At 63.4% G+C, this 25,893-nt stretch carries 23 protein-coding genes; 8 read left to right on the forward strand and 15 right to left on the reverse strand.

Annotated elements, in window-relative coordinates; all coding sequences use genetic code 11:
* The first annotated feature begins 74 nt into the window (after positions 1 to 74).
* Positions 75 to 1,061, forward strand: a complete 987-nt coding sequence (locus tag EP867_RS03600; protein ID WP_128486843.1) for a P1 family peptidase — start codon at positions 75 to 77, stop codon at positions 1,059 to 1,061.
* A gap of 8 nt (positions 1,062 to 1,069) precedes the next feature.
* Here EP867_RS03600 and EP867_RS03605 read toward each other — a convergent pair whose 3' ends face one another.
* The gene (locus EP867_RS03605; protein ID WP_128486844.1) at positions 1,070 to 1,861 is read right to left on the reverse strand and encodes an alpha/beta hydrolase; all 792 of its coding nucleotides are present in this window, start codon (positions 1,859 to 1,861) and stop codon (positions 1,070 to 1,072) included.
* A gap of 72 nt (positions 1,862 to 1,933) precedes the next feature.
* Here EP867_RS03605 and EP867_RS03610 point away from each other — a divergent pair, with 72 nt between their 5' ends.
* Complete coding sequence (locus EP867_RS03610) at positions 1,934 to 3,412, forward strand: NAD-dependent succinate-semialdehyde dehydrogenase (protein ID WP_128486845.1); 1,479 nt, start codon at positions 1,934 to 1,936, stop codon at positions 3,410 to 3,412.
* Positions 3,413 to 3,590: 178 nt separating this feature from the next.
* Positions 3,591 to 4,088, forward strand: coding sequence for a peptidoglycan-binding protein (locus tag EP867_RS03615; RefSeq protein WP_128486846.1), 498 nt, complete (start codon positions 3,591 to 3,593; stop codon positions 4,086 to 4,088).
* 18 nt (positions 4,089 to 4,106) lie between these two features.
* On the opposite strand, the gene EP867_RS03620 is transcribed toward EP867_RS03615, so the two are convergent.
* From EP867_RS03620 to EP867_RS03635, 4 genes are all read right to left on the reverse strand, one after another.
* Complete coding sequence (locus EP867_RS03620) at positions 4,107 to 4,859, reverse strand: NYN domain-containing protein (RefSeq protein ID WP_128486847.1); 753 nt, start codon at positions 4,857 to 4,859, stop codon at positions 4,107 to 4,109.
* Positions 4,860 to 4,904: 45 nt separating this feature from the next.
* Entirely contained in the window at positions 4,905 to 5,375 is a 471-nt protein-coding gene (gene ybaK / locus EP867_RS03625; RefSeq protein WP_128486848.1) for a Cys-tRNA(Pro) deacylase, read from the reverse strand.
* Positions 5,376 to 5,437: 62 nt separating this feature from the next.
* Positions 5,438 to 7,600 carry a phosphoribosylformylglycinamidine synthase subunit PurL gene (purL, locus tag EP867_RS03630; protein WP_128486849.1) on the reverse strand — a complete coding sequence of 721 codons (2,163 nt, stop codon included), beginning with the start codon at positions 7,598 to 7,600 and terminating at the stop codon, positions 5,438 to 5,440.
* 393 nt (positions 7,601 to 7,993) lie between these two features.
* Positions 7,994 to 8,887 carry a LysR family transcriptional regulator gene (locus EP867_RS03635; protein ID WP_128486991.1) on the reverse strand — a complete coding sequence of 298 codons (894 nt, stop codon included), beginning with the start codon at positions 8,885 to 8,887 and terminating at the stop codon, positions 7,994 to 7,996.
* 154 nt (positions 8,888 to 9,041) lie between these two features.
* Here EP867_RS03635 and EP867_RS03640 point away from each other — a divergent pair, with 154 nt between their 5' ends.
* The gene (locus EP867_RS03640) at positions 9,042 to 12,479 is read left to right on the forward strand and encodes an indolepyruvate ferredoxin oxidoreductase family protein (protein ID WP_128486850.1); all 3,438 of its coding nucleotides are present in this window, start codon (positions 9,042 to 9,044) and stop codon (positions 12,477 to 12,479) included.
* A 260-nt stretch (positions 12,480 to 12,739) separates the two neighbouring features.
* Positions 12,740 to 13,402, forward strand: a complete 663-nt coding sequence (locus tag EP867_RS03645; protein ID WP_164888752.1) for a sugar transferase — start codon at positions 12,740 to 12,742, stop codon at positions 13,400 to 13,402.
* 91 nt (positions 13,403 to 13,493) lie between these two features.
* On the opposite strand, the gene EP867_RS03650 is transcribed toward EP867_RS03645, so the two are convergent.
* The 3 genes from EP867_RS03650 to EP867_RS03660 form a co-directional block, all read right to left on the reverse strand.
* Entirely contained in the window at positions 13,494 to 13,826 is a 333-nt protein-coding gene (locus EP867_RS03650) for a hypothetical protein (protein ID WP_128486852.1), read from the reverse strand.
* A 291-nt stretch (positions 13,827 to 14,117) separates the two neighbouring features.
* The gene (locus tag EP867_RS03655) at positions 14,118 to 16,058 is read right to left on the reverse strand and encodes a MacB family efflux pump subunit (protein ID WP_128486853.1); all 1,941 of its coding nucleotides are present in this window, start codon (positions 16,056 to 16,058) and stop codon (positions 14,118 to 14,120) included.
* Positions 16,059 to 16,066: 8 nt separating this feature from the next.
* Positions 16,067 to 17,266, reverse strand: coding sequence for an efflux RND transporter periplasmic adaptor subunit (locus EP867_RS03660; RefSeq protein ID WP_164888753.1), 1,200 nt, complete (start codon positions 17,264 to 17,266; stop codon positions 16,067 to 16,069).
* Positions 17,267 to 17,408: 142 nt separating this feature from the next.
* On the opposite strand from EP867_RS03660, the gene EP867_RS03665 reads away from it, so the two are divergent.
* From EP867_RS03665 to EP867_RS03675, 3 genes are all read left to right on the forward strand, one after another.
* Positions 17,409 to 18,038, forward strand: coding sequence for a GntR family transcriptional regulator (locus EP867_RS03665; protein ID WP_380049977.1), 630 nt, complete (start codon positions 17,409 to 17,411; stop codon positions 18,036 to 18,038).
* Positions 18,039 to 18,137: 99 nt separating this feature from the next.
* Positions 18,138 to 18,686: a biotin transporter BioY gene (locus EP867_RS03670; RefSeq protein WP_128486856.1), complete on the forward strand. Its 549-nt coding sequence runs from the start codon at positions 18,138 to 18,140 to the stop codon at positions 18,684 to 18,686.
* Positions 18,687 to 18,959: 273 nt separating this feature from the next.
* On the forward strand, positions 18,960 to 19,661 hold the full coding sequence (locus EP867_RS03675) for a helix-turn-helix transcriptional regulator (RefSeq protein WP_128486857.1): 702 nt from the start codon (positions 18,960 to 18,962) through the stop codon (positions 19,659 to 19,661).
* A 144-nt stretch (positions 19,662 to 19,805) separates the two neighbouring features.
* Here the strand turns inward: EP867_RS03675 and EP867_RS03680 are convergent, their stop codons facing one another.
* The 7 genes from EP867_RS03680 to fliF all read right to left on the reverse strand — a co-directional run bounded on the left by EP867_RS03680 (position 19,806) and on the right by fliF (position 25,845).
* Positions 19,806 to 20,066: a hypothetical protein gene (locus EP867_RS03680; protein WP_128486858.1), complete on the reverse strand. Its 261-nt coding sequence runs from the start codon at positions 20,064 to 20,066 to the stop codon at positions 19,806 to 19,808.
* Between the two features lie 87 nt (positions 20,067 to 20,153).
* Positions 20,154 to 20,822: an acyl-homoserine-lactone synthase gene (locus tag EP867_RS03685; RefSeq protein WP_128486859.1), complete on the reverse strand. Its 669-nt coding sequence runs from the start codon at positions 20,820 to 20,822 to the stop codon at positions 20,154 to 20,156.
* 108 nt (positions 20,823 to 20,930) lie between these two features.
* The gene (locus EP867_RS03690) at positions 20,931 to 22,562 is read right to left on the reverse strand and encodes an MFS transporter (protein ID WP_128486860.1); all 1,632 of its coding nucleotides are present in this window, start codon (positions 22,560 to 22,562) and stop codon (positions 20,931 to 20,933) included.
* A gap of 161 nt (positions 22,563 to 22,723) precedes the next feature.
* The gene (gene fliP, locus EP867_RS03695; protein ID WP_164888754.1) at positions 22,724 to 23,440 is read right to left on the reverse strand and encodes a flagellar type III secretion system pore protein FliP; all 717 of its coding nucleotides are present in this window, start codon (positions 23,438 to 23,440) and stop codon (positions 22,724 to 22,726) included.
* Positions 23,437 to 23,712 (reverse strand): FliM/FliN family flagellar motor switch protein, encoded by a 276-nt coding sequence (locus EP867_RS03700; RefSeq protein ID WP_124965049.1) that lies wholly within the window; start codon positions 23,710 to 23,712, stop codon positions 23,437 to 23,439. The genes fliP and EP867_RS03700 overlap by 4 nt, the downstream gene beginning before the upstream one ends.
* Positions 23,705 to 24,292: a FliH/SctL family protein gene (locus EP867_RS03705; RefSeq protein WP_128486861.1), complete on the reverse strand. Its 588-nt coding sequence runs from the start codon at positions 24,290 to 24,292 to the stop codon at positions 23,705 to 23,707. Before EP867_RS03705 ends, EP867_RS03700 begins: the two co-directional genes overlap by 8 nt.
* Entirely contained in the window at positions 24,289 to 25,845 is a 1,557-nt protein-coding gene (gene fliF, locus EP867_RS03710; protein WP_128486862.1) for a flagellar basal-body MS-ring/collar protein FliF, read from the reverse strand. Before fliF ends, EP867_RS03705 begins: the two co-directional genes overlap by 4 nt.
* Positions 25,846 to 25,893 lie beyond the last annotated feature (48 nt).

Consider the following 25,893-nt stretch of genomic DNA (forward strand, 5'->3'; position numbering starts at 1 on the left):
GGGCGGGGGCCGCCCTTTTTCGTTGCGAAATCAGCGCCTGCGGGGTTCACTGGCGCAAAGTCAGGGGGGCCATCATGAAACCGGGACCACGCAATCTGATCACCGATGTTCCCGGCCTGCGGGTCGGCAATACCGAAGATCACCAGATCAAAACCGGCACCACGGTGCTTCTGGGCGAGGCTCCGATGACGGCGGCCGTTCATGTTATGGGCGGTGCGCCCGGCACCCGGGAGACGGAACTTCTGGCCCCCGACAAACTGGTGCAGCAGGTCGAAGCGATCTGCCTCTCCGGCGGCTCGGCCTTTGGTCTGGATGCCGCGGGCGGCGTGATGGAGGCGCTTCGCGAGATGGGGCGCGGCTTTGAAGTCGCGGGGCTGCGGGTGCCGATCGTGCCCGGTGCCATCATCTTTGATCTGGCCAATGGCGGCGATAAGGCGTGGAAAACCTCGCCCTATTTCGCGCTTGGCAAGGCGGCAGTGGCCGCGGCCCGGGAAGACTTCGCCATCGGCACGGCCGGAGCGGGAACGGGTGCCACGACGAAGAACTGGAAAGGGGGGCTCGGCTCGGCATCGCTGGTGCTTTCCAACGGGATCACCGTGGGCGCTCTGGTGGTGGTGAACCCCCTCGGCTCGGTCACTGTGGAGGGCGGGCCGCATTTCTGGGCCGCACCTTTTGAGCAGGCGGGGGAATTTGGCGGCAAAGGCGTTGCCACCCGCTACGGCGACGAAGAACCCCGCCCCGGCAAACAGCAGGGTGAGGCCACGACCATCGCCATCATCGCCACCGATGCAAACCTGACCAAAGGTCAGTGCCAGCGCCTCGCCACCGCCGCCCATGACGGCATGGCCCGCGCCATCGTGCCCAGCCACACCCCCTTTGACGGCGATCTGGTCTTTGCAGTTTCGACCGGGGCGAAGCCCCTGCCTGACCCGATTGCCGATCCCTTCACCTTAGGCCATGCCGCAGCCACGGTGCTGGCCCGCGCCATCGCCCGCGCGGTCTATGAGGCCGCCCCCGCGCCCGGGGATCGCCAGCCCTGCTACCGCAGCCATCACGGATAGGCCGGGGGTTATTCCCCCAGCACCAGCCTGGTGAGCGGATCATCGGCCCGGCACAGACCGTCGAGCACGTTAAAATGGTGGGTATCGGGCACCAGGCTCCAGTCGCAGGACCATTCCTCAGACAGATGGCGGGCGTGGAAGATGAAGGCCGCCCGCTCATCCGCGCCGACCGTCACATGCAGCGCGATCCCTGCGCGGGGGAGATGCCGCGTCGGGCTTTCGCGGCGCGCTTCTTCGGCATCGATCTGCAGTTTCTGATTGGCAGCCAGCGGCATCAGCAGTTCCAGCTCAGCGAGCGGTGAGATCGGCACCACACGGGTGATGCGGGCGGCCACCTCCGCCGTCAGCGCCACATCGGCGCAGGCCATCCGCGCGCTCAGATGCCCCCCCGCCGAATGGCCCGTCACCACGATCGGCCCCGCAACTTCTGCGGCGGCGGCGACCACGGCGGCCGCAATCTCGCGGGTGATGGCGCTGATCCGCGCCTCAGGGGCCAGGGTGTAAGACGGCATGGCCACCGCCCAGCCCCGCGCAACCGCGCCGGCGGCCAGATGCGACCAGGTGCTTTTGTCAAAGGCCAGCCACCAGCCGCCATGGACAAAGACCATCAGCCCCTTCGGCGTGCCTTCGGGTAAAAAGAGGTCGAACCGCTGCCGCTCCCCGGCGCCATAGGGCAGATCGAGCCGCGCCCGCGCGCCCATCTGCGCCCGAAAGGCTGCCGCCTCGGCTGCCCATCTTGCCGGATAGTCCGCACCGCCCGGAATGACGTCACCATTGGCATAAATTCGATCCAGATCCATTTCCCACTCCTTTAGCTGGACGGCGCAAGGCGCACATGCTTGCATGCCCCTCAAGGAAATGGGAGGCCCGCCATGCTCGATACTGCAACTGATCTGAAGTCCCTGCTGAAAGACCCGTCCCTGCTGGAGACCCGCGCCTATGTCGGCGGAAGCTGGGTGGCGGCGGCGGATGGAAAGACCTTTCCGGTCCTCAACCCCGCGCGGGGCGATGTGATCTGCGAGGTGGCGGACCTGAGCCGCGAAGAAGCGGCCGGGGCCATTGCCGCCGCTGAGGCCGCGCAGAAAGACTGGCAGAAACGCACCGCCAAAGACCGCGCTCAGGTGCTGCGGCGCTGGTTTGATCTGATGATGGAAAATCAGGACGATCTGGGGGCCATTCTGACCGCCGAAATGGGCAAGCCCCTGGCAGAGGCGAAGGGTGAAATCGCTTATGGCGCGAGCTTCATCGAGTGGTTCGCGGAAGAGGGCAAACGCATTTATGGCGAGACCATTCCCGGCCATCAGCCCGACAAACGCATCACCGTGCTGAAACAGCCGATCGGGGTGGTGGCGGCGATCACGCCCTGGAACTTCCCCAATGCGATGATCACCCGCAAATGCGGCCCCGCTCTCGCTGCGGGCTGCGGCTTTGTGGTCCGCCCCGCCGCCGAGACGCCGCTTTCGGCGCTCGCCATCGCGGTTCTGGCCGAACGCGCCGGCATTCCGGGCGGGCTGTTCAATGTGGTCACCTCCAAACGCTCCAGCGAGATCGGCAAAGAGTTCTGCGAGAACCCGCGCGTGCGCAAACTCACCTTTACCGGCTCGACCGAGGTCGGGCGGATCCTGCTGCGTCAGGCGGCTGATCAGGTGCTCAAATGCTCGATGGAGCTGGGCGGCAATGCGCCCTTCATCGTCTTTGACGACGCCGATCTTGATGCCGCCGTGCAGGGCGCACTGATGTCGAAATACCGCAACAACGGCCAGACCTGCGTCTGCGCCAACCGGATCTACGTCCAGGCCGGGGTCTATGACGCCTTCGCCGAAAAGCTGAAAGCGGCGGTCGCAAAGATGCGCGTCGGAGACGGGCTGACTGAGACGGTGGAGTTTGGCCCCCTCATCAATGGCGATGCCGTCAAAAAGGTGGAAGAGCATATCGCAGACGCCCTCTCCAAAGGCGGTGAGGTCATTCTCGGCGGCGCACGCCATGAAAAGGGCGGCAATTTCTTCCAGCCGACCATCGTCACCGGCGTCACCCAGGAGATGGCTGTGGCGAGCGAAGAGACCTTTGGCCCCCTGGCCCCGCTCTTTAAGTTTGAGACCGAGGAGGAGGCGGTGACTTACGCCAATGCCACGATCTACGGCCTTGCGTCTTATTTCTATGCCCGCGACATCGGCCGCATCACCCGCGTCCAGGAGGCGCTGGAATATGGCATCATCGGGGTGAATACCGGCATCATCTCAACCGAAGTGGCGCCCTTCGGCGGGGTGAAGCAGTCTGGCCTGGGGCGTGAGGGATCTCACCACGGGATCGAGGATTTCCTCGAGATGAAATACATCTGCCTTTCGGTCTGAGCGGCGCTTTTGCCTGAAACTTCCGTGAACCGGCATCTCTTTGCCGGTTCGCCGCCACCCGCTGTGCGGCTTCCTGCCTGGCCCTCTCAGCGCTGTCAGGAACTCCGACGGAAGCGGCGGGTTTCTCCGTTGTATCTCTGTGTCCCCAGCCCGGGGACAGGCAACGGAGGGATTTTCGATGTCCGTCACGCTACTGAATAAAACCTGCGCGGCCCTGCTGGCCGCCGCCGTTTCGCTGGGCGCACTCGCCCCGATGGCTGAGGCCGGCCCCCGCGATGACCGCCGCTGGGAACAGCGCCACCACGGCCCGCCGGGCCATGCGAAGCATCACAACAAAGGCAAGGGCAAAGGCCATGCCCGCCATGATCCGCCGCCGCGCCATGTGCATCGCGGCCCGAGCCGTCCGGAAGTGCGCTATGTGCCCGTTCCGGTCCCGGCACGGGCTCCGGGCTGGCAGCAGCCCCATCCGCGCGAGGCTTTCTACCGCATGAGCCGCGAAGACCGTCTGCGCATTCAGCGCCAGCTGGCGCGCCAGGGCTATTATCGCGGCCCGATTGACGGGGCCTGGGGTCCGGGCACCTGGAACGGCATGAATGCCTGGGCCGGCAACAACGGCGGCTACGGCATGAACACCATGGAAGCCACTCTGGTCCTGCTGCAGGCGCTGTTGCGCTAAAGACCTGCCGGGCGCGCGTCAGGTAATGTCGCGCGCCTGCAACTGCCCCTGCGGGCCGGGGCGCACCTCAAAGCGCGGCAGGCCGCGCATCAGATCCGAGAGTTTCGCCGAGCCATAGGTGCGGGTGTCGAAGTCCGGATTGGCTTGGGTAATGAACTGCCCGATCTGGCCCAGAGAATACCACTCCCCTTCCGGGTCAATCGCCCACATCGCCGCCGTGATCAGCGGAACGGCCTGCGCGGGCGGCAGCTTCTCCTGCGCGCTGCGCGGCTCATCGCCGGATCTGACCTGCGCCGAAGGACGGCGGGGGGTGGTGTCGGGCTTATCCTCGGGCGTCAGGTTTTCCAGATAGATGAAGCGCTTACAGGCCATGCGGAAGGCTTCGGGCGTTTTCTTCTCACCGATGCCATAGACGTCCAGCCCCTGCTCGCGGATACGCGCGGCAAGCCGGGTGAAATCACTGTCCGACGACACCAGTACAAAGCCGTCAAAAAGCCCTGAGTGCAGGAAGTCCATCGCCGCGATCACCAGACCGATGTCCGAGGCGTTCTTGCCCTTGGTGTTCGAGAACTGCTGATCGGCCACCAGACCGAGAGTATTCACCCGCTCGGCCCAGCGATTCAGCCGCTGCGCGGACCAGTCGCCATAGATCCGGCGCACCGAAGCCTCACCCAGAGAGGCGATTTCTTCAAAAAGAACATCGGCGTAATGCGCCGGGACGTTGTCGGCGTCGATCAGCACGCAAAGGCGCGGGGCGCGGGTATCTGGCATCTGTTCTTTCCTTCTCTCGGGGCCTTGGGGGCATTCTGCCCGAAATTACGCCAGGACAGAAGCCGCCTTCGCACCCAGCACCCGCAGCGCATCGCCCGGCGCGATGCCCAGCAGAAGTCCGCGCGCGCCTGCATTGATCCAGACCTTCGGCGCGGCGAGCGGGCTTTCCTCCATCACCGTGGGGACCGGCTTCTTCTGACCAAAGGGCGAGATGCCGCCCACACGGTATCCGGTCAGCTTCTCGGCCTTCGCAGGCAGCATCATGGCCGCGGATTTGCCGCCAAAGGCCGCCGCGACTTTCTTCATCGAAAGCTGCCGGTCTGAGGGCAGCACCACACAGGCGGGTTTGCCGTCCACCTCCACCATCAGGGTTTTCAGCGTCAGGGCCGGATCTGTCCCAAGCGCTTCGGCCGCCTGAAGCCCCACGGCATCAGCCGAAGGATCGTAGTCATAGGGGTGCAGCGTGACGGCCACGCCCTGCTTTTCCAGAAATTTCAGACCGGGGGTCGAGGTCATTGGACACCTTCGCAACGAAAAAGGGCCGGCGTCACCGCCGGCCCTTTGGAATTTGAACCCGATTACAGGCCGACGCCAGCCTCAAAGGCCGAGCGGTAAAGCTTCGACAGCTCCGCCGCCGAAGCCGTGGCGCTGCCCAGCGTCACGGTTTCACCGCCAAAGCGGCCCGCAACGGTCAGTGTGACGCCCGCAGCGGCAGCCGCCGCCTGCAGATCAGCCAGTGCGCCCGCATCAACCGCCACCAGATAGCGCGCCTGATCTTCGCCAAAGAGGGTCGAGAGATCACCGGCCTCAAGGGTCAGACCAAGGCCCGCGCCTTCGGCCATCTCGAAGGCGGCCAGCGCCAGACCACCGTCCGAAAGGTCGGTTGCGCAGCGCACCAGCGCACGGTTTGCGCGCAGGAACTCGCCGTTTTTCTTCTCTTCTGCCAGATCGACCGCCGGGGCATCGCCCTCTTCACGGCCAAAAAGCTCAGCCAGAACAGCCGACTGGCCGAGGTGGCCTTTGGTCTCACCGATCACCACGGCCAGATCGCCATCCTGAGCGCGACCGGCGATCAGCTCATCGAGCGATTTCAGGATGCCCACCGCACCGATGGTCGGGGTCGGCAGGATCGGCTGGCCGTCGGTCTCGTTGTAAAGCGAGACGTTGCCCGAGACGATCGGCATGTCCAGCGCGATGCAGGCTTCACCGATGCCCTGAATGGCGCCGACGAACTGGCCCATGATTTCCGGCTTTTCCGGGTTGCCGAAGTTCATGTTGTCGGTGGTGGCCAGCGGCAGAGCGCCCATGGCGGTCAGGTTGCGGTAGGCTTCGGCCACAGCCTGTTTGCCACCCTCAACCGGGTTCGCCTTCACATAGCGCGGCGTCACATCCGAGGTGAAAGCCAGAGCCTTTTCCGTGCCATGCACGCGCACCACACCAGCCGGAAGGCCGGGGGTGACCATGGTGTCAGCACCAACCTGGCTGTCATACTGCTCCCAGACCCAGGCTTTATGGGCATAGGAGGGCGAGCCGATCAGCGCTTTGAGCGCATCGATCGGATCGGCTGCCGGGATCTCACCAACCGGAGCCGCTTTCGGGGTCGGAACCCAGGGGCGGTCATATTCCGGGGCCGAGGACGACAGCTTCGAGAGCGGCAGATCGGCTTTCACCTCATCGCCGTGCAGGATGAGGAAGCGGTCTTCCGGGATGGTCTCACCGACGATGGCGAAGTCGAGGTCCCATTTCACGAAGATCGCGCGGGCTTCCTCTTCCATCTCGGGCTTGAGCACCATGAGCATGCGCTCCTGGCTTTCCGAGAGCATCATCTCGTAAGCGGTCATATTGCGCTCACGCTGCGGCACGTTGTCGAGCTGCAGTTTGATGCCCAGACCACCCTTGTCGCCCATTTCCACAGCCGAGCAGGTCAGACCCGCCGCCCCCATGTCCTGGATCGAAATCACCGCGCCCGAAGCCATCAGCTCAAGGCAGGCTTCCAGCAGACGCTTTTCGGTGAAGGGGTCGCCAACCTGAACGGTGGGGCGCTTCTCTTCGATGGTGTCGTCAAACTCAGCCGAAGCCATGGTCGCACCGCCCACCCCGTCACGGCCGGTCTTGGCACCGAGGTAAACCACCGGCATGCCAACGCCCGAAGCGGCGGAATAGAAGATGCTGTCGGTGTCAGCCAGACCTGCCGCAAAAGCGTTCACAAGGCAGTTGCCGTTGTAGCTTTTGTGGAAGCGCACTTCACCGCCGACGGTCGGCACGCCAAATGCGTTGCCGTAAGCGCCCACGCCCTCAACCACACCCTGCACGAGCTGCGCGGTTTTATGGTGCGAGGGCTCACCGAAGGAGAGCGCGTTCATCGCAGCAATCGGACGGGCGCCCATGGTGAAGACGTCCCGCAGAATGCCGCCCACGCCGGTCGCCGCGCCCTGATGGGGCTCGATATAGGAGGGGTGGTTGTGGCTTTCCATCTTGAAGATGACGGCCTGACCATCGCCGATATCGACCACACCGGCGTTTTCGCCGGGGCCGCAGATGACCTGCGGACCGGTGGTCGGCAGGGTACGCAGCCATTTCTTCGACGACTTATACGAGCAATGCTCATTCCACATCGCCGAGAAGATCCCCAGCTCCGTGAAAGTGGGCTCACGGCCGATGATTTCCAGGATGCGCTGATACTCCTCCGGCTTGAGGCCGTGCGAGGCGATGAGGTCAGGCGTGATCTGCGGATCGGTCATGGCGGCCCCCAAAGGAATTTGCCGCGCTTTTAGGCCGGGGCAGGCGCGAAGGAAAGCCCCGAACAGGGGGGCAGGCGCAATTCAGCAGGGCTGCAAGGCAGGACAGCGCGAAGCCTGCCCGAGAGGCCGGGGCCGAAGCCCCCCGGCCTTCGCCAGCCGCAAAGCCCGCTGCCTTCAAAGGCAGAGGCAGGATTTTCTGCACGATTTCCGGGCAACCCCGCGAAGGGACAAAAAAAAGGCCGAGCATAAGCTCGGCCGAAGTCCAACAGGGAGGTAAGAACGATGCGAGGCACCGCCCTTACGGCAGGATTTAGGCCCCGCCCCCCTGGCATTCAAGCCCCGGGCGACAGCCCTTTGGGCAAAGCAGATATGCAATCAACGCATGACTTAACGTCAATCGCGGCTGATGCGGCGGTGTTCCTGGATCTCTTCGGTGATGAAATCGCGGAAAGCGGCCACGCGGCGCGAATGGCGCAGCTCTTCAGGATAGGCCAGAAAGACCGGAACCTCGTCGGATTCCACCCCCGGCAAAACCCGCTCAAGCGTGCCGAAATCGGCATTGAGATATTCCGGCAGAACGCCGATCCCGAGATGATTCTGCACGCCCTGCAGAACACCGAAGTAGTTGTTTACCTTCAAGGTTGAGCGCGGCTCAAAAGCCAGCATATCGCGCGCCAGCCGGGCGCCTGCGGCCACCTGGGGCGCCCCGTCCTGCTGGCAGATCAGACGGTGATTGCGCAGATCTTCGGGCTTCTGCGGCACGCCGTATTCTTCGAGATATTCCTTCGTCGCAAAGAGCATGATGCGAATGTTCATCAGGCGACGACGGATCAGATCGGCCTGGCTGGGCTCTTTCATGCGGATGGCGACATCGGCTTCGCGCATGGGCAGATCGAGCACCCGCTCTTCGAGCAGCAGATCGATGCGGACATCGGGGTATTTGCGGTAAAGCGACGACAGACGCGGTGCCAGCCACATGGTGCCAAAGCCCATGGTCGTGGTCACACGCAGTTCGCCAAAAACCTCATCCTCGCTGTCGCGGATGCGGGCCGAGGCGGTCTCAAGCCGTTTGACCATCGAAGAGGTCGCCTCAAACAGAAGCTCCCCCTGCTCGGTCAGGATCAGGCCACGGGCGTGGCGGTGAAACAGCGTCGTCGCCAGGGCCTCCTCAAGCGCGCGGATCTGCCGGCTGACGGCAGATTGGGACAGGTGCAGAGTGTCCCCGGCATGGGTCAGGCTTCCGGCATCGGCGACCGCGTGGAATATCCGTAACTTATCCCAATCCATGGTGTGGGGTTGCCCTGTCATAACTATTTCTTGATCGGCCTCAGATAGGCAGCATCACGAGGGTTTGCAAATGAATCAACTGAAATTCCTCTTTGTAGGTCAGGATAATTGACCTACGCTTCCGGGACTGCACGCGACCTGGGGGAGGAGACCTATGAGCCAGCAGGATGTTTCGCTGAATGATCGTTTCGATCTCAGCAAGTCCACCGTGTTATTGAACGGAACCCAGGCGCTTGTGCGACTGATGCTGATGCAAAAGGCCCGCGATGAAGCGGCGGGCCTGAAGACGGCCGGATATTGCACCGGTTATCGCGGATCCCCGCTTGGCGCGGTCGATCAGCAGATGACCCGGGCCGAAAAGATCCTCGCGCCCCGCGACATCAAATTCCAGCCCGGCACCAATGAAGATCTGGCCGCGACCGCCATCTGGGGCAGCCAGCAGGCTGAGTTGCGCGGCGAGGGTCGTTATGACGGGGTCTTTGCGCTTTGGTATGGCAAAGGGCCGGGGGTTGATCGTTCGGGCGATGTGATGCGCCACGCCAATATGGCGGGCACTTCGCCCAAAGGCGGCGTGCTGATGGCCATGGGCGATGACCACACCGGCGAAAGCTCAACCGTTCTGCATCAGTCAGACTGGGCGCTGGTGGATGCCTATATGCCCATCGTCAGCCCCGCAGGGGTCCAGGAGGTTCTGGACTACGGGCTCTACGGCTGGGCGCTGAGCCGCTTTGCCGGGGTCTGGGTGGGTCTCAAGACCATGAAAGACACCATCGAGGCCACGGCCGTCGTCGATGGCCGCCCTGAGCGGATGGCGTTTGTCACCCCCGACTTCCCGATGCCGGAAGGGGGGCTCAACATCCGGCTGCAGGATACCCCGGTCGCGCAGGAAGCGCGGATGATCCGCCACAAACGCCACGCCGCCGAAGCCTTTGCCCGTGCCAATCGCATCGACAAACGCATGATGGGGCGTGAGGGCGCAAAGATCGGCTTTGTCGCCGCCGGGAAAAACTGGCTCGACCTCAGCCATGCGCTGTCGCTTCTGGGCATTGATGCGGCAGAGGCGGAACGACTAGGCATCACCACCTATAAAGTGGGCCAGGTCTGGCCGCTCGATATGACCAGCTTCCGGGAATGGGCGGCAGGGCTGGATCTGATCGTGGTGGTGGAAGAAAAGCGCAAGCTTCTGGAAGTGCAGATCAAAGAAGCGCTTTTCGATGAGGAAAACCACTGCCGCATCTATGGCGGCACCCGCGCGGATTTCACCCGCGAGGGGGGGCGGCGTGAGCTGTTCACCGCCGCTTTCGCGCTGGATCCCATCATCATCGCAGAAGCCCTGGGCGAGATCCTGGAAGAAGAGGGCTGCGGCACCGATCAGATCCTCGCTGCCCGCAAGCGCCTGGGTGAGACCCGCCGCGCCGATAACGCCACGGATATCGCGGCGCGCACGCCCTGGTTCTGCTCGGGCTGTCCACATAATTCCTCAACCAAAGTGCCCGAAGGCTCCCGCGCCTATGCGGGGATCGGCTGCCATTACATGTCGCAATGGATGGACCGGGAAACCCTGGGCTTCACCCAGATGGGTGGGGAAGGCGCAAACTGGATGGGGGAGTCGCTTTTCTCAACGCGGGAGCATGTCTTCCAGAACATCGGCGACGGCACCTATAACCACTCAGGCGTTCTGGCCATTCGTGCCGCGGTCGCCGCAGGGACGCGGATAACCTATAAAATCCTTTTCAATGACGCCGTCGCCATGACCGGCGGCCAGCCCAATGAGGGGGATCTGACCGCGCCGCAGATCGCTCGTGAGATCCAGGCCATCGGCGTCAGCCCCATCGTGGTGGTTTATGATCCGAAGGAAGATGTTGATCTGAAAAGCTTTCCCCCGGGTCTTGAATTTGCGACCCGCGATAAGCTGATGGAAGTGCAGCGCCGCATGGCCACTGAGCCCGGCACCTCAGCCATCCTCTATATCCAGACCTGCGCCGCAGAAAAGCGCCGCCGCCGCAAACGCGGCGAATTTCCGGACCCCGATAAGCGCGTGTTTATCAACACGGACGTCTGCGAGGGCTGCGGCGATTGCGGTGTGCAGTCCAACTGCGTCTCGCTGGTGCCGGTTGAGACCGAACTGGGCCGCAAACGCGCGGTCGATCAATCCTCCTGCAACAAGGATTTCAGCTGCGTAAACGGCTTTTGCCCCTCCTTCGTGACCCTTCAGGGCGCGAAGGTGAAAAAGGCCGGTGCACGCAGCTTTACGCTGCCCGCGCTGCCGGAGCCGCAATTGCCGGCGATCAACGGCACCTGGAATATCGTCATCACCGGCGTGGGCGGGACCGGCGTGGTCACCATCGGCGCGGTGCTTTCGATGGCCGCGCATATCGACGGCCTGGGGACCGGGATGATGGAAATGGCGGGGCTTGCCCAAAAAGGCGGCGCCGTTCACATCCATTGCCGCATCGCGAAAAAGGCTGGCGACATCAGTGCCGTCCGCGTCGCAACCGGCGAGGCAGATGCCGTGATCGGCGGCGATCTGGTTGTGACTGCGGGGGCGAAAACCCTTGGGCTGATGACCACCGGGCGCTCTGGTGCCGTGGTCAACAGCCATGAGATCGTCACCGGCGATTTCACCCGGCTGCCTGATTTCCGCCTGCCCGCCGATCAGCTTCGGGTCGCCCTTGAGGCCCGTCTTGGCGCAAAACTCAGCTTCTTTGACGCCTCAGAAGTGGCTCGGGTGATGCTGGGGGATTCGATTTTCTCGAATATGATGGTCTTTGGCGCCGCCTGGCAGCAGGGCCTGGTGCCGGTCTCGCTGGCTGCGATCCGCCGCGCGATTGAACTGAACGGCGCAGGCGTAGAGGCCAATCTGCGGGCCTTTGATCTGGGCCGCTGGGCCATGGCTTTCCCCGGCGAGGTCCGCGCTGCCCTGACGCCCGCCGCCCCTGCCAAACCAACCGAGAGCGACCCGATTGAGTTTCGTGCCGCCCATCTGGCCGCCTATCAGGACGAGGGGCTTGCGCAGAAATACCGCGCCTTCCTGACCCGCGCCGAAGACCCTGCCCTGCGGCTGTCCATCGCGAAGGGCTATCACAAGCTTCTGGCCTATAAGGATGAATATGAGGTGGCACGCCTCCATCTTGCGACCATGGAGAAAGTGCGGGCGGGCTTTGACGGCGATCTGAAGCCCTCATTCCATCTGGCACCACCGATCCTGATGGGCGGAAAGGACAGCCAGGGGCGGCCAAAGAAACGCGAATTCGGCCCCTGGATCCTGCCGGTCTTTCGCCTTCTGGCCGGACTGAAAGGCCTGCGGGGCGGAGCCTTTGATGTCTTTGGCTATACCGCTGAGCGTAAAATGGAGCGCAATCTGATCACGCAATATGAGCGCGATATGAGTGAGGTTCTGGAAAATCTCACCCCCGGCAAACTCGGCCTCGCACGTGAGCTGGCAGAGCTTCCGCTCAGCATCCGGGGTTTTGGCCCGGTCAAAGAAGCGGCCGCCCGCCGCGCCGCGCTGCGCCGCGAGGAGTTGCTCGCAGAACTGCGCAAAGGGGATTCGCCGCAGCCGCAGACCCGGGTTTCCATGGCTGCACGCTGATTCGCTTCGCGTCACGCGACGCCGGAGGGCCAGGCCAGGCTCCCGGCGTCCCTATACGTAAGAATAACTTGTCCGATCACCGATTTCTGATTGGGCGGATAAGCTGTTACAAAAATTCCTTAAAAGCGCGACTGTTGTGAACAATCACAGCGGAAAGTGTTATATTTTTAAAAATTTTACTGTAGTTAGGGAACTGTTTCCGACTTATATCAATTTCAATTCCTGGCGTTTTTGCTGGTAGCGTGATGATCAAAGGTACAATGAATCTACGCCCGTCAGCCTCCGGCGAAACCGCGCGTCAAGCGAGGGGGGGGCGGCAGTCGGTTTATGCCCGCTTTTTCAAGCGCCCGCTTGATGTGCTGATGGTCCTGACCGCACTGCCGGTGATCGCCCCCGCGATGATTGGAATTTCCATCTGCATCCTGGCGACCAGCAGTGGTCCGGTGCTGCTGCGTGTCAGCCGCAAGGGGCGCGATGGGGCCATTTTCCGGCAGCTTCGCTTCCGCTGCGTCGATATGCGCGCCCTTGAGATGCCCCCCGTTCAGGGCGAGGCAGCGCTTGATTCCAACGGGCGCGATCCGCGGCTGACCACGGTGGGTGATTTCCTGATCCGGACCCGCCTGAACGCCCTGCCCCAGGTCTGGAACGTACTGACGGGAGAGATGTCGCTGATCGGCCCGCTGCCTGAGCCGGTGCGCGTTGATCGGCAGATTGAGCGGAATGCCACCTTGCGCCGTGTGGCGCCGGGGATTTTCTGCCCCTCGGAACTGCCTGCCTATGCGCATCTCTCGGGCAAAGACCGCAAGGCGGTTGCGATTGCCTATGCGACCCGGGTGACCTTCGCCATGGATGTCAAAGTTGCCTTTAACGCCATCACTTCGGCCCTGCGCAGCCAGCAACCGCCCGCGCCGCCCGCGACCTGAGACAGGGCGGTCCGGCAACTCTTCTCGTTCCGTCACGACAATAAAAAACACCGCCCTCAGGAGCGGTGTTTTCAATTCAACAGAGCCGGTCTCAGGCGCCGCGGCTGTCGTAGCGATTGTTCAGCTGCTCCTGCAGGCGCAGGGCGCGGAACAGAATCGGAGAGCGCTCTGCCGTGGTGCCCCCGGCGGCTTCCGCTGCCCGCAGCTCACTCAGAGCTTCCATTTCGGCGTCGATCTCGCGGCGCATATAGGCACGGTCGCGTTCGCTGTCGCGGTGGAAGCGCATCAGCAGCCATCCGGCGATCGCATTGCCCGTGGCCGCATAGATAACCAGCGACCACAGCAGGCTGACACCCGAGAAGTAACTGACGGCAGCAATGAAGAAGCCCACCACTCCGCCGATGACAATAATCAAGGCTCCCATGACAGTCCTCCTTGCTCTTCCGCGCACCCTTGGGGCCAGGGCCGGGCACTCCATCCATCTTTAGACATTTGGAGTGTAGAATTGTGGTTAAAATCGGGCAGATGGCACGATCGGTTGACCACTCTTTAACATTTCAATCGGGGGATTGTGGTAGCGAAAACCTGAGGAGATGGAAGCCCCCGATTTCGTCCCCACTCACAAAATCCTGCTTTCGCTCATATTTAAACCTGAAGTTTAAATATAATTTTTAATTCTCCCGAAAATATGACGTCGATGCGAAACGAATCAGCTTCACTCGCGCGCCAGGGCCACCACCGGATCAAGGCGCGAGGCCGACCGGGCCGGCAGGTATCCGAAAGTGATTCCCACCACCGTTGAGGACAAAAAGGCCAGCAGAATGGTCAGCGGTGAAAAGGTCAGCCTGATCTGGTCCTGGAACTGCCCCATGGCAAAGCCCCCGGCCAGCGCCAGCGAGACACCGATCGCACCGCCAAGCAGACAGACCACCACCGCTTCGGTCAGAAACTGCGCAATGATGTCTGACCGGCGTGCGCCGACCGCCATCCGCACGCCGATCTCGCGGGTCCGTTCGGTCACCGAGGCCAGCATGATGTTCATCACCCCGATGCCGCCCACCACCAGCGAAATCAAAGCGATCGAAGAGATCAGCAGGGTCATCGTGCGTGTTGTGGCATCAATGCTCTCGCGGATCGCCACCGAATTCGTCAGGAAGAAGTCTTTTCGTCCGTGGCGGCGGGTCAAAAGCTCTTCGATCTTTGCCTCAGCCTCCGTCACCGTCAGGTCATCACGAAAGCGGACCAGAATCTCCTGAAGGTGCTTTTGCCCGTTTATCCGTTTGGTGACAGTCGTATAGGGCACATAGAAACGCGTCCCTGACGGCCCGCGCGCGCTGCTGGAATCGATGATGCCGATCACCACAGCCGGCATCCGGTCCAGCATCACCGTTTCACCGATGACCTGACCGCCGTCAGGAAAGAACGTATTTACGGCGTCATCGTTCAGCAAAACCACCTGCGCCGCCGCGCGCACATCCTCAGCAGTGAGCGCGCGCCCCTGCCGCAGCTTCAGCCCGTCCGCGTCAAAGTAATCCACCCCCACACCGGAGATGGAGGCCGTTGTGGAATAACTCCCTCGCCGCAGCAGGCCACTGGAACTCAGCGTCGGCGAGACCGAAACGGTGAAATCCTCCCGCGCCAGGGCATCAGCATCACCGGCCACCAGCGTGCGCACGGCCGCAGAGCGGCGGTCGCCGAACCCGGTCCCCGGCCGAACCGTGATGGTATTGGTCCCCAGCGATGAGATGCTCTCCAGCACCTTCTCACGGCTGCCGGTGCCAAGGGCCACGACTGAGACCACCGAAGCGATCCCGATGATGATCCCCAGCATGGTCAGAAAACTGCGCAGCCGATGCGCATTCAGCGCCCGCAGCGCCATGGAGAACGCCTCACGAAAGCGCCCCAGACTGACAGCAGGGCCGGTTTTCTCCGGCGGCGCCGGCTCGGGCGTCGCCCCTGCGGGCAGCGGACGATTGCGCCGGTCGCCGATGATCCGGCCGTCCCGCACCTCAATCACGCGCCCCGCGCGGGCCGCCACATCGGGGTCGTGGGTGACCAGAATGATCGTATGCCCCTGGGCATTCAGCTCATCAAGCAGCGTCAGCAGCTCGCGCCCCGAACGGCTGTCGAGCGCGCCGGTGGGCTCATCGGCGAGGATGACCTCTCCGCCGTTGATCAGGGCGCGGGCGACCGAAACCCGCTGCTGCTGACCGCCCGAGAGCGCATTGGGGCGGTGATCCATCCGCTCACTCAGGCCCAGCCGCTCCAGAAGCGCCTTGGCGCGGCTGCGCCGCTCGGCCTGGGGGCGGCCTGCATAAACCGCCGGAATCTCAACATTCCCAAGGGCATCCAGATCCGGCAGCAGTTGGTAACGCTGAAAGATAAACCCGAAATGCGCCCGCCGCAGCCGCGCGCGGTCTTCGATATCCATCTGACCGACATCGCGCCCGTCATAGAGATATTGCCCGCCGCTGGGGCGATCGAGGCAGCCGATGATATTCATCAGCGTCGATTTGCCTGAGCCCGAGGTGCCGATGATCGCCACCATATCGCCGCGCTCAATGGTCAGGTTCACGTCCTGCAGGACGGTGATCTCTTCCTCGCCCGCCTGAAAGCGGCGCGACAGATTACGCAGTTCGATCAAAGGCCTGGTCATCTTTTGCCTCAGAACATGCTGATCGGGCCGCGCGGACCGCGCGGGCCTGCGCCACCTGCCGGACCGCCACCTCCCGCACCGCCGCGCGCGGGACGGCCGCTGCTGACCACCTCATCCCCTTCCGAGAGACCCGACAGGATGGCCGCCTGTGCGGCAGTGGTCAGACCGACTTCAACCACGCGCTCAGAGGGTTCAGTCGCGCCGGGGGCGAGAACTTTCACCACCCGCTCCCCCGCGGCATTGCTCGAAAGAGCAGCCGTGGGCACCATCAGCACATCTTCGGCGGAATCGAGCAGGATCGAAACCTCGGCCGTCATGCCGATCCGCAGCACGCCGTCAGGATTGGGCACATCAAGCAAGGCGTTGAAATAAACCGCCTTTGACGTATCCACATCATCCGAGGTGGCGATCGACGCCGGGGCGGGCTCCACCGCTCTCAGCGTGGCGCGAAAGCGCATATCGGGCGCACCAGGAAGGGTGAAGGTCGCCGGAAGCCCGGGTTTGACGTTGATCACATCGGCCTCAGAGATCTCGGCCTTCACCACCATGGTATCGAGCCGCGCCAGTTTGATCACCGTGGGGCTCGACTGATTGGCGTTCAGGGTCTGGCCTTCGCGCACCGTCACCGCCACCACCGTTCCATCCGAGGGCGCGGTGATCCGCGTCCGCTCCAGCGCGATGCGCGAGGACTGGACAGAGAGCTCCGCCTGCGCACGAGAAGCCTCAAGCGCTTTGAGATTGGCCTCTGCGACCTTCAGCTGCGTCTCGGCGGCCTCCAGATCCTGCGTGGTGGTCAGGCGTTTTTCCGTCAGCTGGCGTTTACGATCAAGCGACTGGCGCGCCTCAGCAATCGTTGCCTCCTGCGAGACGATCTGCGCCTCAATCTGCGCAAGCGCCGCTTCGGCCCGCAGAAGGGCGGTCTGCTGCTCTTCGGGGTCGAGCTGCGCCACCAGATCCCCGGCCTTCAGCACATCGCCCAGCTTCACCGGCAGCGACTGCACCTGACCGCCGACCTGCGCCCCGACCGAGACCAGACTTGCAGATTCAATCACCCCCGCCGCCAGAACCGACTGGCGCAGCGTGCCGCGCTTGACCGTTATGGTTTGCGGACGCTCAGAGGTTTTCGACGCCGCACTCGTGCCAAAGGCCCACCAGGCCGCGCCCCCCGCCAGTGCCAGCACCAGCAGCACCCAGATCCATCTGCGCATCAATGACCACTCCATAACCTCTTAAGACGTTCTACGGCGCAGCGCGGGGTTTCCGTCGAAAAAATCGCAGCCCTCCGGTCTGAGGCCCAGATGGCTCGACAGATAGCCCCGGCGCGATTATCTATAATTTATGAAGAAAGAAATGACCCTCGCGGCGGAGATCTGCGCCCGCCTCTCTGAGCGGATCATCAGCGGAGAGCTGGCCGCCGGAAGCCCGCTGCGCCAGGACCATATCGCGGCCGAGTTTAAAGCCAGCCACGTCCCCGTGCGCGAAGCCTTCCGGGAGCTTGAGGCCAGGGGTCTCGCCCAAAGACTGCCGCGCCGGGGCACCCGCGTGGCCGAAGCCCCCCACGCCGCGCTGCGCGAGGTTGCGGAAATGCGCGCCGTTCTGGAGCCGCTGGCCCTGCGCCATGCCGCGCCGCAGATTACGGGATCGGTGCTGCAACGCGCAGCAGAGGCCAATCAAGCTGCTGAAAATGCAGAAGATATTTACACCTGGGAAGAGGCCAACCGGCGCTTTCACCGCACCCTTCTTGAGCCCTGCGGCATGGAGCGGCTGCTGCGCAGCATTGACGATCTGCACTTGGCCTCAGCCCGCTATCTTTTCGCCGGAAAAAGCCGGGAATGGCAAAGCCCCAATGACCGCGACCACCGCGCCATTCTGGCCGCGCTGCGGGCCGGAGACAGCGCTACGGCCTGCTCGGTTCTGGCGCGCCATGTGCAATGGACCCCGCCCAGGCTGCGGCTCCAGGCCGGCGGTTTCAGACCCTGACCTGCCTTCAGAATTATCTATAATCTGACACCACGGTCTTCCCCTGCCCGCCGCACCGCGCATCATCCGCGGCTGTTGTGACCATTACCGGAGGACCCGATGTCAATTCACTCTCCCACGGCGAGTTCGCTGCGGCGCATGCCCCTGGCGCGTGAACTCTCGATCGCTTTCGCAGGGATTCTGCTGCTCGCACTCTCAGCCCGGGTGCAGGTGCCCTTCTGGCCCGTGCCGATGACGCTTCAGACCCTGACCGTCATGGCCCTGGGCCTGACGCTCGGCGCAGGGCGCGGCGCTGCGATCACGCTGGGCTATCTTCTTTCCGGTCTCGCGGGCATGCCGGTCTTTGCCGGGGCCATGGCGGGCCCTGCCGTCTTTGCGGGGCCGACCGCAGGCTTCCTTCTGGGCATGCCGCTTATGGCGGCAATCGCCGGGCTTGGCCGTGGCCACGGCGCGCTGATCCGCCTCACGGCCCTGACCTTCGCCAGCATTGCCCTCTATGCAGCCGGTCTGGCCTGGCTGGCGCAGTTCGTCGCGGCAGACCGGCTCCTGGCAGTGGGGCTGCTGCCCTTCCTCTTTGGCGACAGCGTGAAGATCGCGCTCTGCGCATTGATGCCCTCGGCTCTCGCACATTTTACACGTTTGGATTGAGTATCTTACCCTCCGTCGTCAGGGCGGAGGGGATCGCTTCTCTCTTGTTAATAATTTTCCAGCCGTGCACTATTGCCATTGACGGAGCATGCACCGAGGTACACCTCCCTCACACTGATGAGTTCCCTTTTCACCCGTTCCACCCCCTCTGACCTATGGCCGGATCACGTCACCATCACTGCAGGATCTGCCGATGCACAGCGGCTTCAGACACCCGCGCCTGCCCCTGACGGCTCTACCGGGCCGGCGCATTGTTCTGTCCGGTGACCGTAAATGGAACTGATCGACCTTGGCCATGATCCCGATGTGCCCGGGCAGATTGACGCGTTCCTGCTTCAGCTGCGCGAAAAGCTGGAACTGGATCATATTGCCTATGCGGGGATGAACCCGGTTTCAAACAGCGTTCATGGCTATGTGACCTATCCCGATGCCTGGAAAGAGCATTACGCCAATTCCGGCTTCGTCGCGATTGATCCGGCGGTTCACCTGGCCCGGCGCTCCATCGCGCCGGTCGACTGGAAGCGCTTTGAGCGCAACGACGATTTCGCAAAGGTCTTCGCCCAGGCCCGCGATTTCGGCATCAGCGATCAGGGGCTGACCATCCCGGTGCGCGGCCCCTATGGTGACACAGGCCTGCTGAGCGTGACGCGGGACTGCTCACCCGAAGAATGGCAGCGCCTGACCCGCAAGATCATCGGCGAGCTGCAATCGGTTGCCGTGCATGTCCATGATGCGGTGATGCGCTCGGACAAGCTGTCCCGGCTTTTGCGCACCCCGGCGCTTTCGACCCGCGAGCGCGAGATCCTGCAATGGATCGCAGCGGGTAAATCGCAGCAGGATGTCGGGGATATCCTGGGGATCTCGCACCGCACGGTTGAGGTTCACCTCCGCTCGGCCCGCGACAAGCTTTATTCGCTGACCACACCGCATGCCGTTGCCCGCGCCATCGCTTTTGGGCTGATCTATCCGATTTAAAAGAACCGACCGTCCGTCCCGGGGAGCATCGGGACGGACGGTCGGGAACATGCGTGACATCCCATGTTGGGGAACACCAGGCCCGGGGAGACCTGTCGGATGGCTGCAGCGGGCAAGGCCCCCTGCCGCATGCTCGGAACTCTGTCAGGCGCTGCGCTCGATGCGACGCCCGACGGTGGTGGCCGCCTCCTGCAGAGCCAGAAGATCGGCCTCGATCTCATAGGCCAGACGCTCGCCACGGGGGTGACGCTCGCCCATCATGCGCATGAGAACGATCGAAAACAGCAGCGAGGCTCCGCCCGTATAGGCCAGCGCGACAAGGGAAAATCCGGCGCCGAAAGCCCAAGCGGTCAGCGCGCAGATCATTCCGAAAACGCTTGCGCCGATCAGTGCGATCAGTGCCATTTCAACTTTCCTTCCTTCGCGCCGCTCTCACTGCGGACGCATTTGCACCACTCTGCCGGAGGCTCCGGAAGTGGTCGTTTCCAGTGTTCAGGCGGCCATCGGCGCGCGCAGGCCGGCCCGCAGGGCAAGCACATCCTCTTCCGAGGCCATCACATCGTGATGGATGCCCGAAAAGGCACGCACGCGGTCAATCCGCTCATCGCTGCAGTCCAGAAGTGCCGCCATTGCAGGCACCTTGCCCATTGGGTGGGTCGAGCCGAGATAATCATAGGGCGCATTGTCAGACCGCTTCAGAACCCGGTTCATCACCGGATCAATCACGGTCACGATATCGGTCACACCGGCATCGCGGCAGTATTCGAGCGAGCCGATCATCAGCTCACAGGTGGCCTGCGACACGCCCTTCATGGTGCCGTCACGGGTCAGACGCTCAGTGTCAACGCAGAAGCGGGTCGATTCCCAGATCTGCGACGACCGCAGCGGCGGCTCTCCGTCGAGCAGCACCTGAAAGACATCCGAGAGCATATGCGGTCCCGTCGTCTGCAGCGCCCGCACGCAGGAAACCACATGGCCCTCATCGTCCAGACCGATCACATAGACCGGATCGAGGTTGTCGAACTGGTCGATTTCGCGACCATCTTTCACATCGACTTCCCAGCCCAGACGCCCGCCGAAAACCCGGCCGCGCAGCAGGAACATCTCGTCCAGAATATCACTGAACAGATGGCGATTAAGTGCGTCTACGACGACGATCATGGTGAACTCCCTGTCCCCGGTTATGGAGCAAGGATAGAACTGTCCTACATGATCTGCATATGAGGGAAATCCCGTAGTGAGCGGCCCCGCGCCGGGCGGGAGCCTGCGTCAGAGTGTCTTGGGACGCTCAATAATCGGCAGATCGTCATGCGAGGTGACGGCACGCCGCTCGATCATACGGTGCACGACCGGGCGGCCCGGCCCCTTATGCAACGCCAGAAGACGCTCAAAATTCACCGCATCATTGCGGGTACGGCGCTGGTTGTGGCGGATATATTCGTCCCAGGTCGGCACGTGATAGGCCTCAACCCAGATGTCAGGATTTTCCAGATCGCGCATCAGCGACCATTGCCGCGCCCCGTCACGCAGCCGCACCCGGCGACGCTCTGCCATTTCTTTCAGGAAGTCCTCGGTGCGCTCAGAGGGGATTTCCCAATCAAGCATAACCATAATCGGCCCCGACCGCGCCTTCAGGTTCAGCCGAAGCGCGGGCGCGTGAAAGCTGTTGGCGGGGTCGAGATCAACCTCTGAGAACTCCGGCATGGGGAAAAACCGCCCCCAAAGCGCCCCGCCGAGCATGAAAAGCGCGGCCAGCAGCAATGCGGCGACCGGCCCCCAGACCTCGGAGACCGCCCCCCAAAGCCAGCTGCCAAAGGCCATGCCGCCGAAGGTGGCGGTCTGATAAATCGCAATAACCCGCCCCACCACCCAGCGTGGCGTTGCAAGCTGCGCCGAAACATTGAAAAGCGACAGCGCCATCACCCAGGCCAGGCCCGCAATCATCAGCCCCGGAATCGCCGTCGCCACCGAATGCGACAGCCCCAGAAGGGTCACACCCACCGCAAAGGCCACGAAAGAGCCCGCGATGATCGTTTCAATCCGGAAATGCTGACGCAGCCGGGGCGAGGCCAGCGCCCCGAAGATCGCCCCAACCCCAAAGGCGCCAAGCAGAATGCCGTAAACCTCTGCCGAAGCTTTCAGCAGATCGCGCGTCACAGCCGGCAAAAGCGCCAGCAGCACCACCGCCGCGATCCCGAAGATGAAGCCCCGCGTCATGATCCGGATCAGGTTCGGCGACAGCATCACATAGCGAAGCCCCACGGCGATCGCTGATCCAAGCCGCTCTCCTGGCAGGTTTTTTTCCTCAACCGGCTTCTTCCAGACCCAAAGCGCCCAGATCAGCGCCAGATAGCTGATCGCATTGATTGCAAAAGCAGCCGAGGGCCCGGCCCAGGCCACGACCAGCCCCCCGATCGCCGGACCAAGCGAGCGCATCATATTGAAACTCATGGCATTCAGCGTCACCGCCGAGGCCAGATCTTCGCGCGGCACCAGATCCCGGACCGAGGCCTGCCAGGACGGCAGATGCAAAGCGGTGCCAAGCCCGAGCAGGAACGTGAAACACAAAAGCGACCAGGGTGTCAGCAGCCCCGCCCAGGCCGCCGCCGCCAGGGCCGCAGAGACAACGGCCATAAAGCTTTGCGAGACCAGCATCACTTTGCGCCGGTCATAATTATCCGCCATGGCTCCTGCCGGAATCGCCAGCAGCATGATCGGCAAAGTGGTCGATGCCTGCACCAGCGCGATCATATCATGCGAGGCTGTCAGGCTGGTCATCATCCAGCCCGCACCCACGTTTTGGATCAGCGAGCCAAGATTGGCGAAAAGCGTCGAAATCCAGATGATCCGATAGGCAGGGTAGCTGAGCGGAGAGAAGGCGGAACGGGCTGGCTTGGTCATGTCTCGACGCGGCTGTGGCGCCTGATGCGCCGGGATAAAATTACGGGCCCCTGGGATCTGTTCTCAGAACACCCGACCCGCCCGAAGCACATGGCACCATGCCTGGCAGGGCTGCTCTGACACTGGCCCTGCGCCGCACAGGCGTCAACTGCCGAAACCCGCTACCCATAGCTTCGCACCAGCGCCGAGGCGACCAGTGTCCAGCCATCCGCCACCACAAAGAAGGCCAGTTTGAACGGCAAAGCGACAATCGCGGGCGGCACCATCATCATCCCCATCGACATGAGGATAGCGGCCACCACCAGGTCAATGATGAGAAAGGGCAAAAATAAGATAAATCCGATTTGAAAGGCCCGCGTAATCTCGCTCAGCAGGAAGGAAGGGATCAGCAAAGACAGATCCGCATCAGCGGGGTCACTCACCACAGGCAGGCCGGGGCGCAGCGCCTCAAGCGCGGAAAAGGTCTCGGGGTTCAGGCGCGCCGCCATGAAATGGCGAAACGGTGTCGCGGCCCTTGGGAAGGCGTCCTCGAGGGGCATGTGCCCTGCCGCAAAAGGGGCTCCCCCGGCCTCCCAGGCTGTCGTGAGCACAGGATCCATCACATACCAGCTGAGGAAGAGCGCCAGGGTCACAATCAGCATATTCGGCGGCGCGGCCTGCAACCCGAGCGCCTGCCGCAAAATCGACAACACTGTGACAATAAAGGGAAAACAGGTGACCATCACCGCAAGTCCGGGTACCAGGCTGAGCAGCGTCACCAGCACCAGCAGGTGCAAAATCCGCCCGCTCGCGCTGCCCCCCTCTCCCAGAGAGAGGGTCAGATCCTGCGCAGCCGCGGGCCCCGCGAGAACCGCGAGGAGAATAGCAAGCCGGATCACAGCCCCTCCTGCCCGCCGGTCACCTCGGTCAGTCGCACGGCAAGCGTGCCAGGGGGCTCTCCGGGCTGTTCCTGCAATTCGCCGCGCGCGATCAGCCGCCCGCCCACATAAAGTTCGACCGGATCCTCAACCCGACGGTCGAGCACCAGCACCGCATCCGGGCCAAGTCGCAGCAGGTCTTTCACCCGGGCCCGGGCTTTTCCGACACAGACCGTGATTTCGATCGGCAGACTTGCGAAGGGGTTTTGAGGCGTCATTCTCGGGTCATCCATGTCGGCGCTCCTGCTCAGCCAGTGTGAAGAATTCTTCAATGCAGCGTGTGACTTCTGCCAGCGCTGCCGCAGTATCGATGCGCTGTTCGCCCGCGGCCGACCGCAGCCAGACCTCGCCTGGCGGGGTGCCCGGATCCTCCTGCAGGGAAAGACCCTCAACCGCGGCGCTCAGATCCTGCAGAATGCCCCCGTCTTCCGGATTGCAGATGAGGCTGACCCCATCGGTGATCCCCTCTGCCACCCAGGGGGCGAGAGCCTCTGTCACAAGACCGGGGAGGGCCCCGCGGGCAACCTGGGGAAGGCAGCGGGCGACAAGCTCATTGATCAGCGGCGCGAGGGCCTGCAGCACCTCAGCCCGCGCGGCTGAGAAGGTCAGATTAATCGCCTTCAGCGCTGCGATAACCTCATCGCGCCGCGCCGCTTCGATCTGACTGCGCGCCGCCTCTGCATCCTCCCAGCCCGCCTGATACCCCTGCTCAAAACCTTCAAGCCGGCTGTCTTCCAGCGCCGCTGACCGGTCTGCCCCCTCGGTCAGGCCGGAAGAGGGCTCAAACTCCTCGAGTTTCAGTGGAAAGTTCAATGGCTCTCCTCCCGCTCTTCCATCCAGCTGCGCAGGATCTCCACCGATTCGGCCTGCCGCTCGGCAATCAACTGGCGCAGACGGTCAACCGGATCCGGCGGCGCCGTGGCAGAGCCCTCCGGGTCATGACCCACCCGCAACAACGCGCCCCCGACCTCGGAGAGGGCCTCATCGCTCTGCACCTCCCCCGTCAGCGCTGGAGGATCAGCGGCAGGAAGAGCCAGCGGCCCGCTCACCCGATCCGGACCCTTCAGCAGCGGCCGGATCACAAAAAGCCCCACAGCGAGCGCCACCACGGCAATGATGGCCATCTGGATCAGCGTCATCACATCCAGCGCGGCGAGCATACCGGGCAAAACCCCGGGTTCGCCCAGGGGCAAAGGCTCAAACTCCATGGATTTCAGCGTGATGACATCGCCCCGCGCCTCATCATAGCCAACCGCCGAAGCGACGAGATCCCGCAGATCCGCCAGTTCCTCGTCGCTGCGCGGCGACCAGGTGCCATCGGGGGCACGCAGCCCGTCGACGAGAACGGCCACGGTCTGGCGCCGCACGCCGCCCGGACCGCGCACAACCTCACGCGCGGTCTCTGAGACCTCATAATTGATACGCTCTCGCGACTGGGCCTCCTGGCTGCGGGGGCCGTCAGAGGACTGCGCATCGCCTTCCGGCAGATTGGAGGCCACCGTCACCCCGGGTGCGGCCCCGCTGGCCTGAGAGCTGCGCGATTCGCTGTCGGTCGAAATGACAACACGGCTGTCAGGCTCAATCCGCCGCTCTTTGACGGATTCCTGATCCGTCAGCAGTTCGATCGAGACCTCGACGAGGGCGCGCCCCTGGCCAACGCGGGCGGCGAGCAGACGTTCAACCGCGCGTCGGGTCTCTTCCACACGCGTCTCGGCCCGCGCGGGGCCGGTCGCGGTCTGCTCGATCAGCCCGCCCGCCGAATCGATGACGGCCACCTGCGCCGGATCAAGGCCCGCCACCGCAGAGGCCACCAGATGGCGCAGCGCCTGCGCCTGCTGCGGCGCAAGACCGCCTGCGAGCGTGGTCACCGTCACCGAGGCCGAGGGTTGCAGATCGCGGCGGAAAGGCCGGGTTGCGGGAATCGCCAGATGCACCCGTGCCGAGCGGATCTGCGGACTGGCCGCGATGGTCCGCGCCAGTTCCCCCTCTTTTGCGCGCAGCCAGGCCGCATCAAACATCTGCGCCGTGGTGCCAAAGCCTGAAAGCGAATCCAACAACTCGTAGCCGCCGCCCCCCGTGGCGGGAAGGCCCTCTCCGGCAAGCGAAAGTCGCAGCTCATCGCGGGTTTTTTCATCAACCCAGATCGATTCGCCCCTGACCTCATAATGAACCCCGCGCTGCTCAAGCGCGCGGATCACCTCACCTGCGGCCGCCGGCTCCAGCCCCGCATAAAGCAGAGTCATCGCCGGCGTCATGGCCAGTCGTCCCAGCGCAAAAAGCGCCGCGAGCATAGCCGCTACGGCGAGGATCGACAGCGCCTGACGACGCGCGCCCAGCTCCGTCCAGATTGCAAGCCCCTTTTGCATCGGCTTCTCCGATTGGTCCCTGTGATCGCTCATCAATGACCCATCGCG

This window comes from Falsigemmobacter intermedius, assembly GCF_004054105.1.
GTDB lineage: Bacteria > Pseudomonadota > Alphaproteobacteria > Rhodobacterales > Rhodobacteraceae > Wagnerdoeblera > Wagnerdoeblera intermedia.

Coding starts and splice junctions, on each gene's coding strand:
- EP867_RS03690 (WP_128486860.1), bottom strand. CDS start 22,562: ATGACCAAGCCAGCCCGTTCCGCCTTCTCTCCGCTCAGCTACCCTGCC.
- ybaK (WP_128486848.1), bottom strand. CDS start 5,375: ATGACCTCGACCCCCGGTCTGAAATTTCTGGAAAAGCAGGGCGTGGCC.
- EP867_RS03600 (WP_128486843.1), top strand. CDS start 75: ATGAAACCGGGACCACGCAATCTGATCACCGATGTTCCCGGCCTGCGG.
- EP867_RS03660 (WP_164888753.1), bottom strand. CDS start 17,266: ATGCGCAGATGGATCTGGGTGCTGCTGGTGCTGGCACTGGCGGGGGGC.
- EP867_RS03675 (WP_128486857.1), top strand. CDS start 18,960: ATGGAACTGATCGACCTTGGCCATGATCCCGATGTGCCCGGGCAGATT.
- EP867_RS03615 (WP_128486846.1), top strand. CDS start 3,591: ATGTCCGTCACGCTACTGAATAAAACCTGCGCGGCCCTGCTGGCCGCC.
- fliF (WP_128486862.1), bottom strand. CDS start 25,845: ATGCAAAAGGGGCTTGCAATCTGGACGGAGCTGGGCGCGCGTCGTCAG.
- EP867_RS03700 (WP_124965049.1), bottom strand. CDS start 23,712: ATGGATGACCCGAGAATGACGCCTCAAAACCCCTTCGCAAGTCTGCCG.
- EP867_RS03650 (WP_128486852.1), bottom strand. CDS start 13,826: ATGGGAGCCTTGATTATTGTCATCGGCGGAGTGGTGGGCTTCTTCATT.
- EP867_RS03680 (WP_128486858.1), bottom strand. CDS start 20,066: ATGGCACTGATCGCACTGATCGGCGCAAGCGTTTTCGGAATGATCTGC.
- EP867_RS03605 (WP_128486844.1), bottom strand. CDS start 1,861: ATGGATCTGGATCGAATTTATGCCAATGGTGACGTCATTCCGGGCGGT.
- EP867_RS03640 (WP_128486850.1), top strand. CDS start 9,042: ATGAGCCAGCAGGATGTTTCGCTGAATGATCGTTTCGATCTCAGCAAG.
- EP867_RS03655 (WP_128486853.1), bottom strand. CDS start 16,058: ATGACCAGGCCTTTGATCGAACTGCGTAATCTGTCGCGCCGCTTTCAG.
- purL (WP_128486849.1), bottom strand. CDS start 7,600: ATGACCGATCCGCAGATCACGCCTGACCTCATCGCCTCGCACGGCCTC.
- EP867_RS03685 (WP_128486859.1), bottom strand. CDS start 20,822: ATGATCGTCGTCGTAGACGCACTTAATCGCCATCTGTTCAGTGATATT.
- EP867_RS03670 (WP_128486856.1), top strand. CDS start 18,138: ATGTCAATTCACTCTCCCACGGCGAGTTCGCTGCGGCGCATGCCCCTG.
- EP867_RS03610 (WP_128486845.1), top strand. CDS start 1,934: ATGCTCGATACTGCAACTGATCTGAAGTCCCTGCTGAAAGACCCGTCC.
- EP867_RS03620 (WP_128486847.1), bottom strand. CDS start 4,859: ATGCCAGATACCCGCGCCCCGCGCCTTTGCGTGCTGATCGACGCCGAC.
- EP867_RS03635 (WP_128486991.1), bottom strand. CDS start 8,887: ATGGATTGGGATAAGTTACGGATATTCCACGCGGTCGCCGATGCCGGA.
- EP867_RS03645 (WP_164888752.1), top strand. CDS start 12,740: ATGAATCTACGCCCGTCAGCCTCCGGCGAAACCGCGCGTCAAGCGAGG.
- EP867_RS03665 (WP_380049977.1), top strand. CDS start 17,409: ATGACCCTCGCGGCGGAGATCTGCGCCCGCCTCTCTGAGCGGATCATC.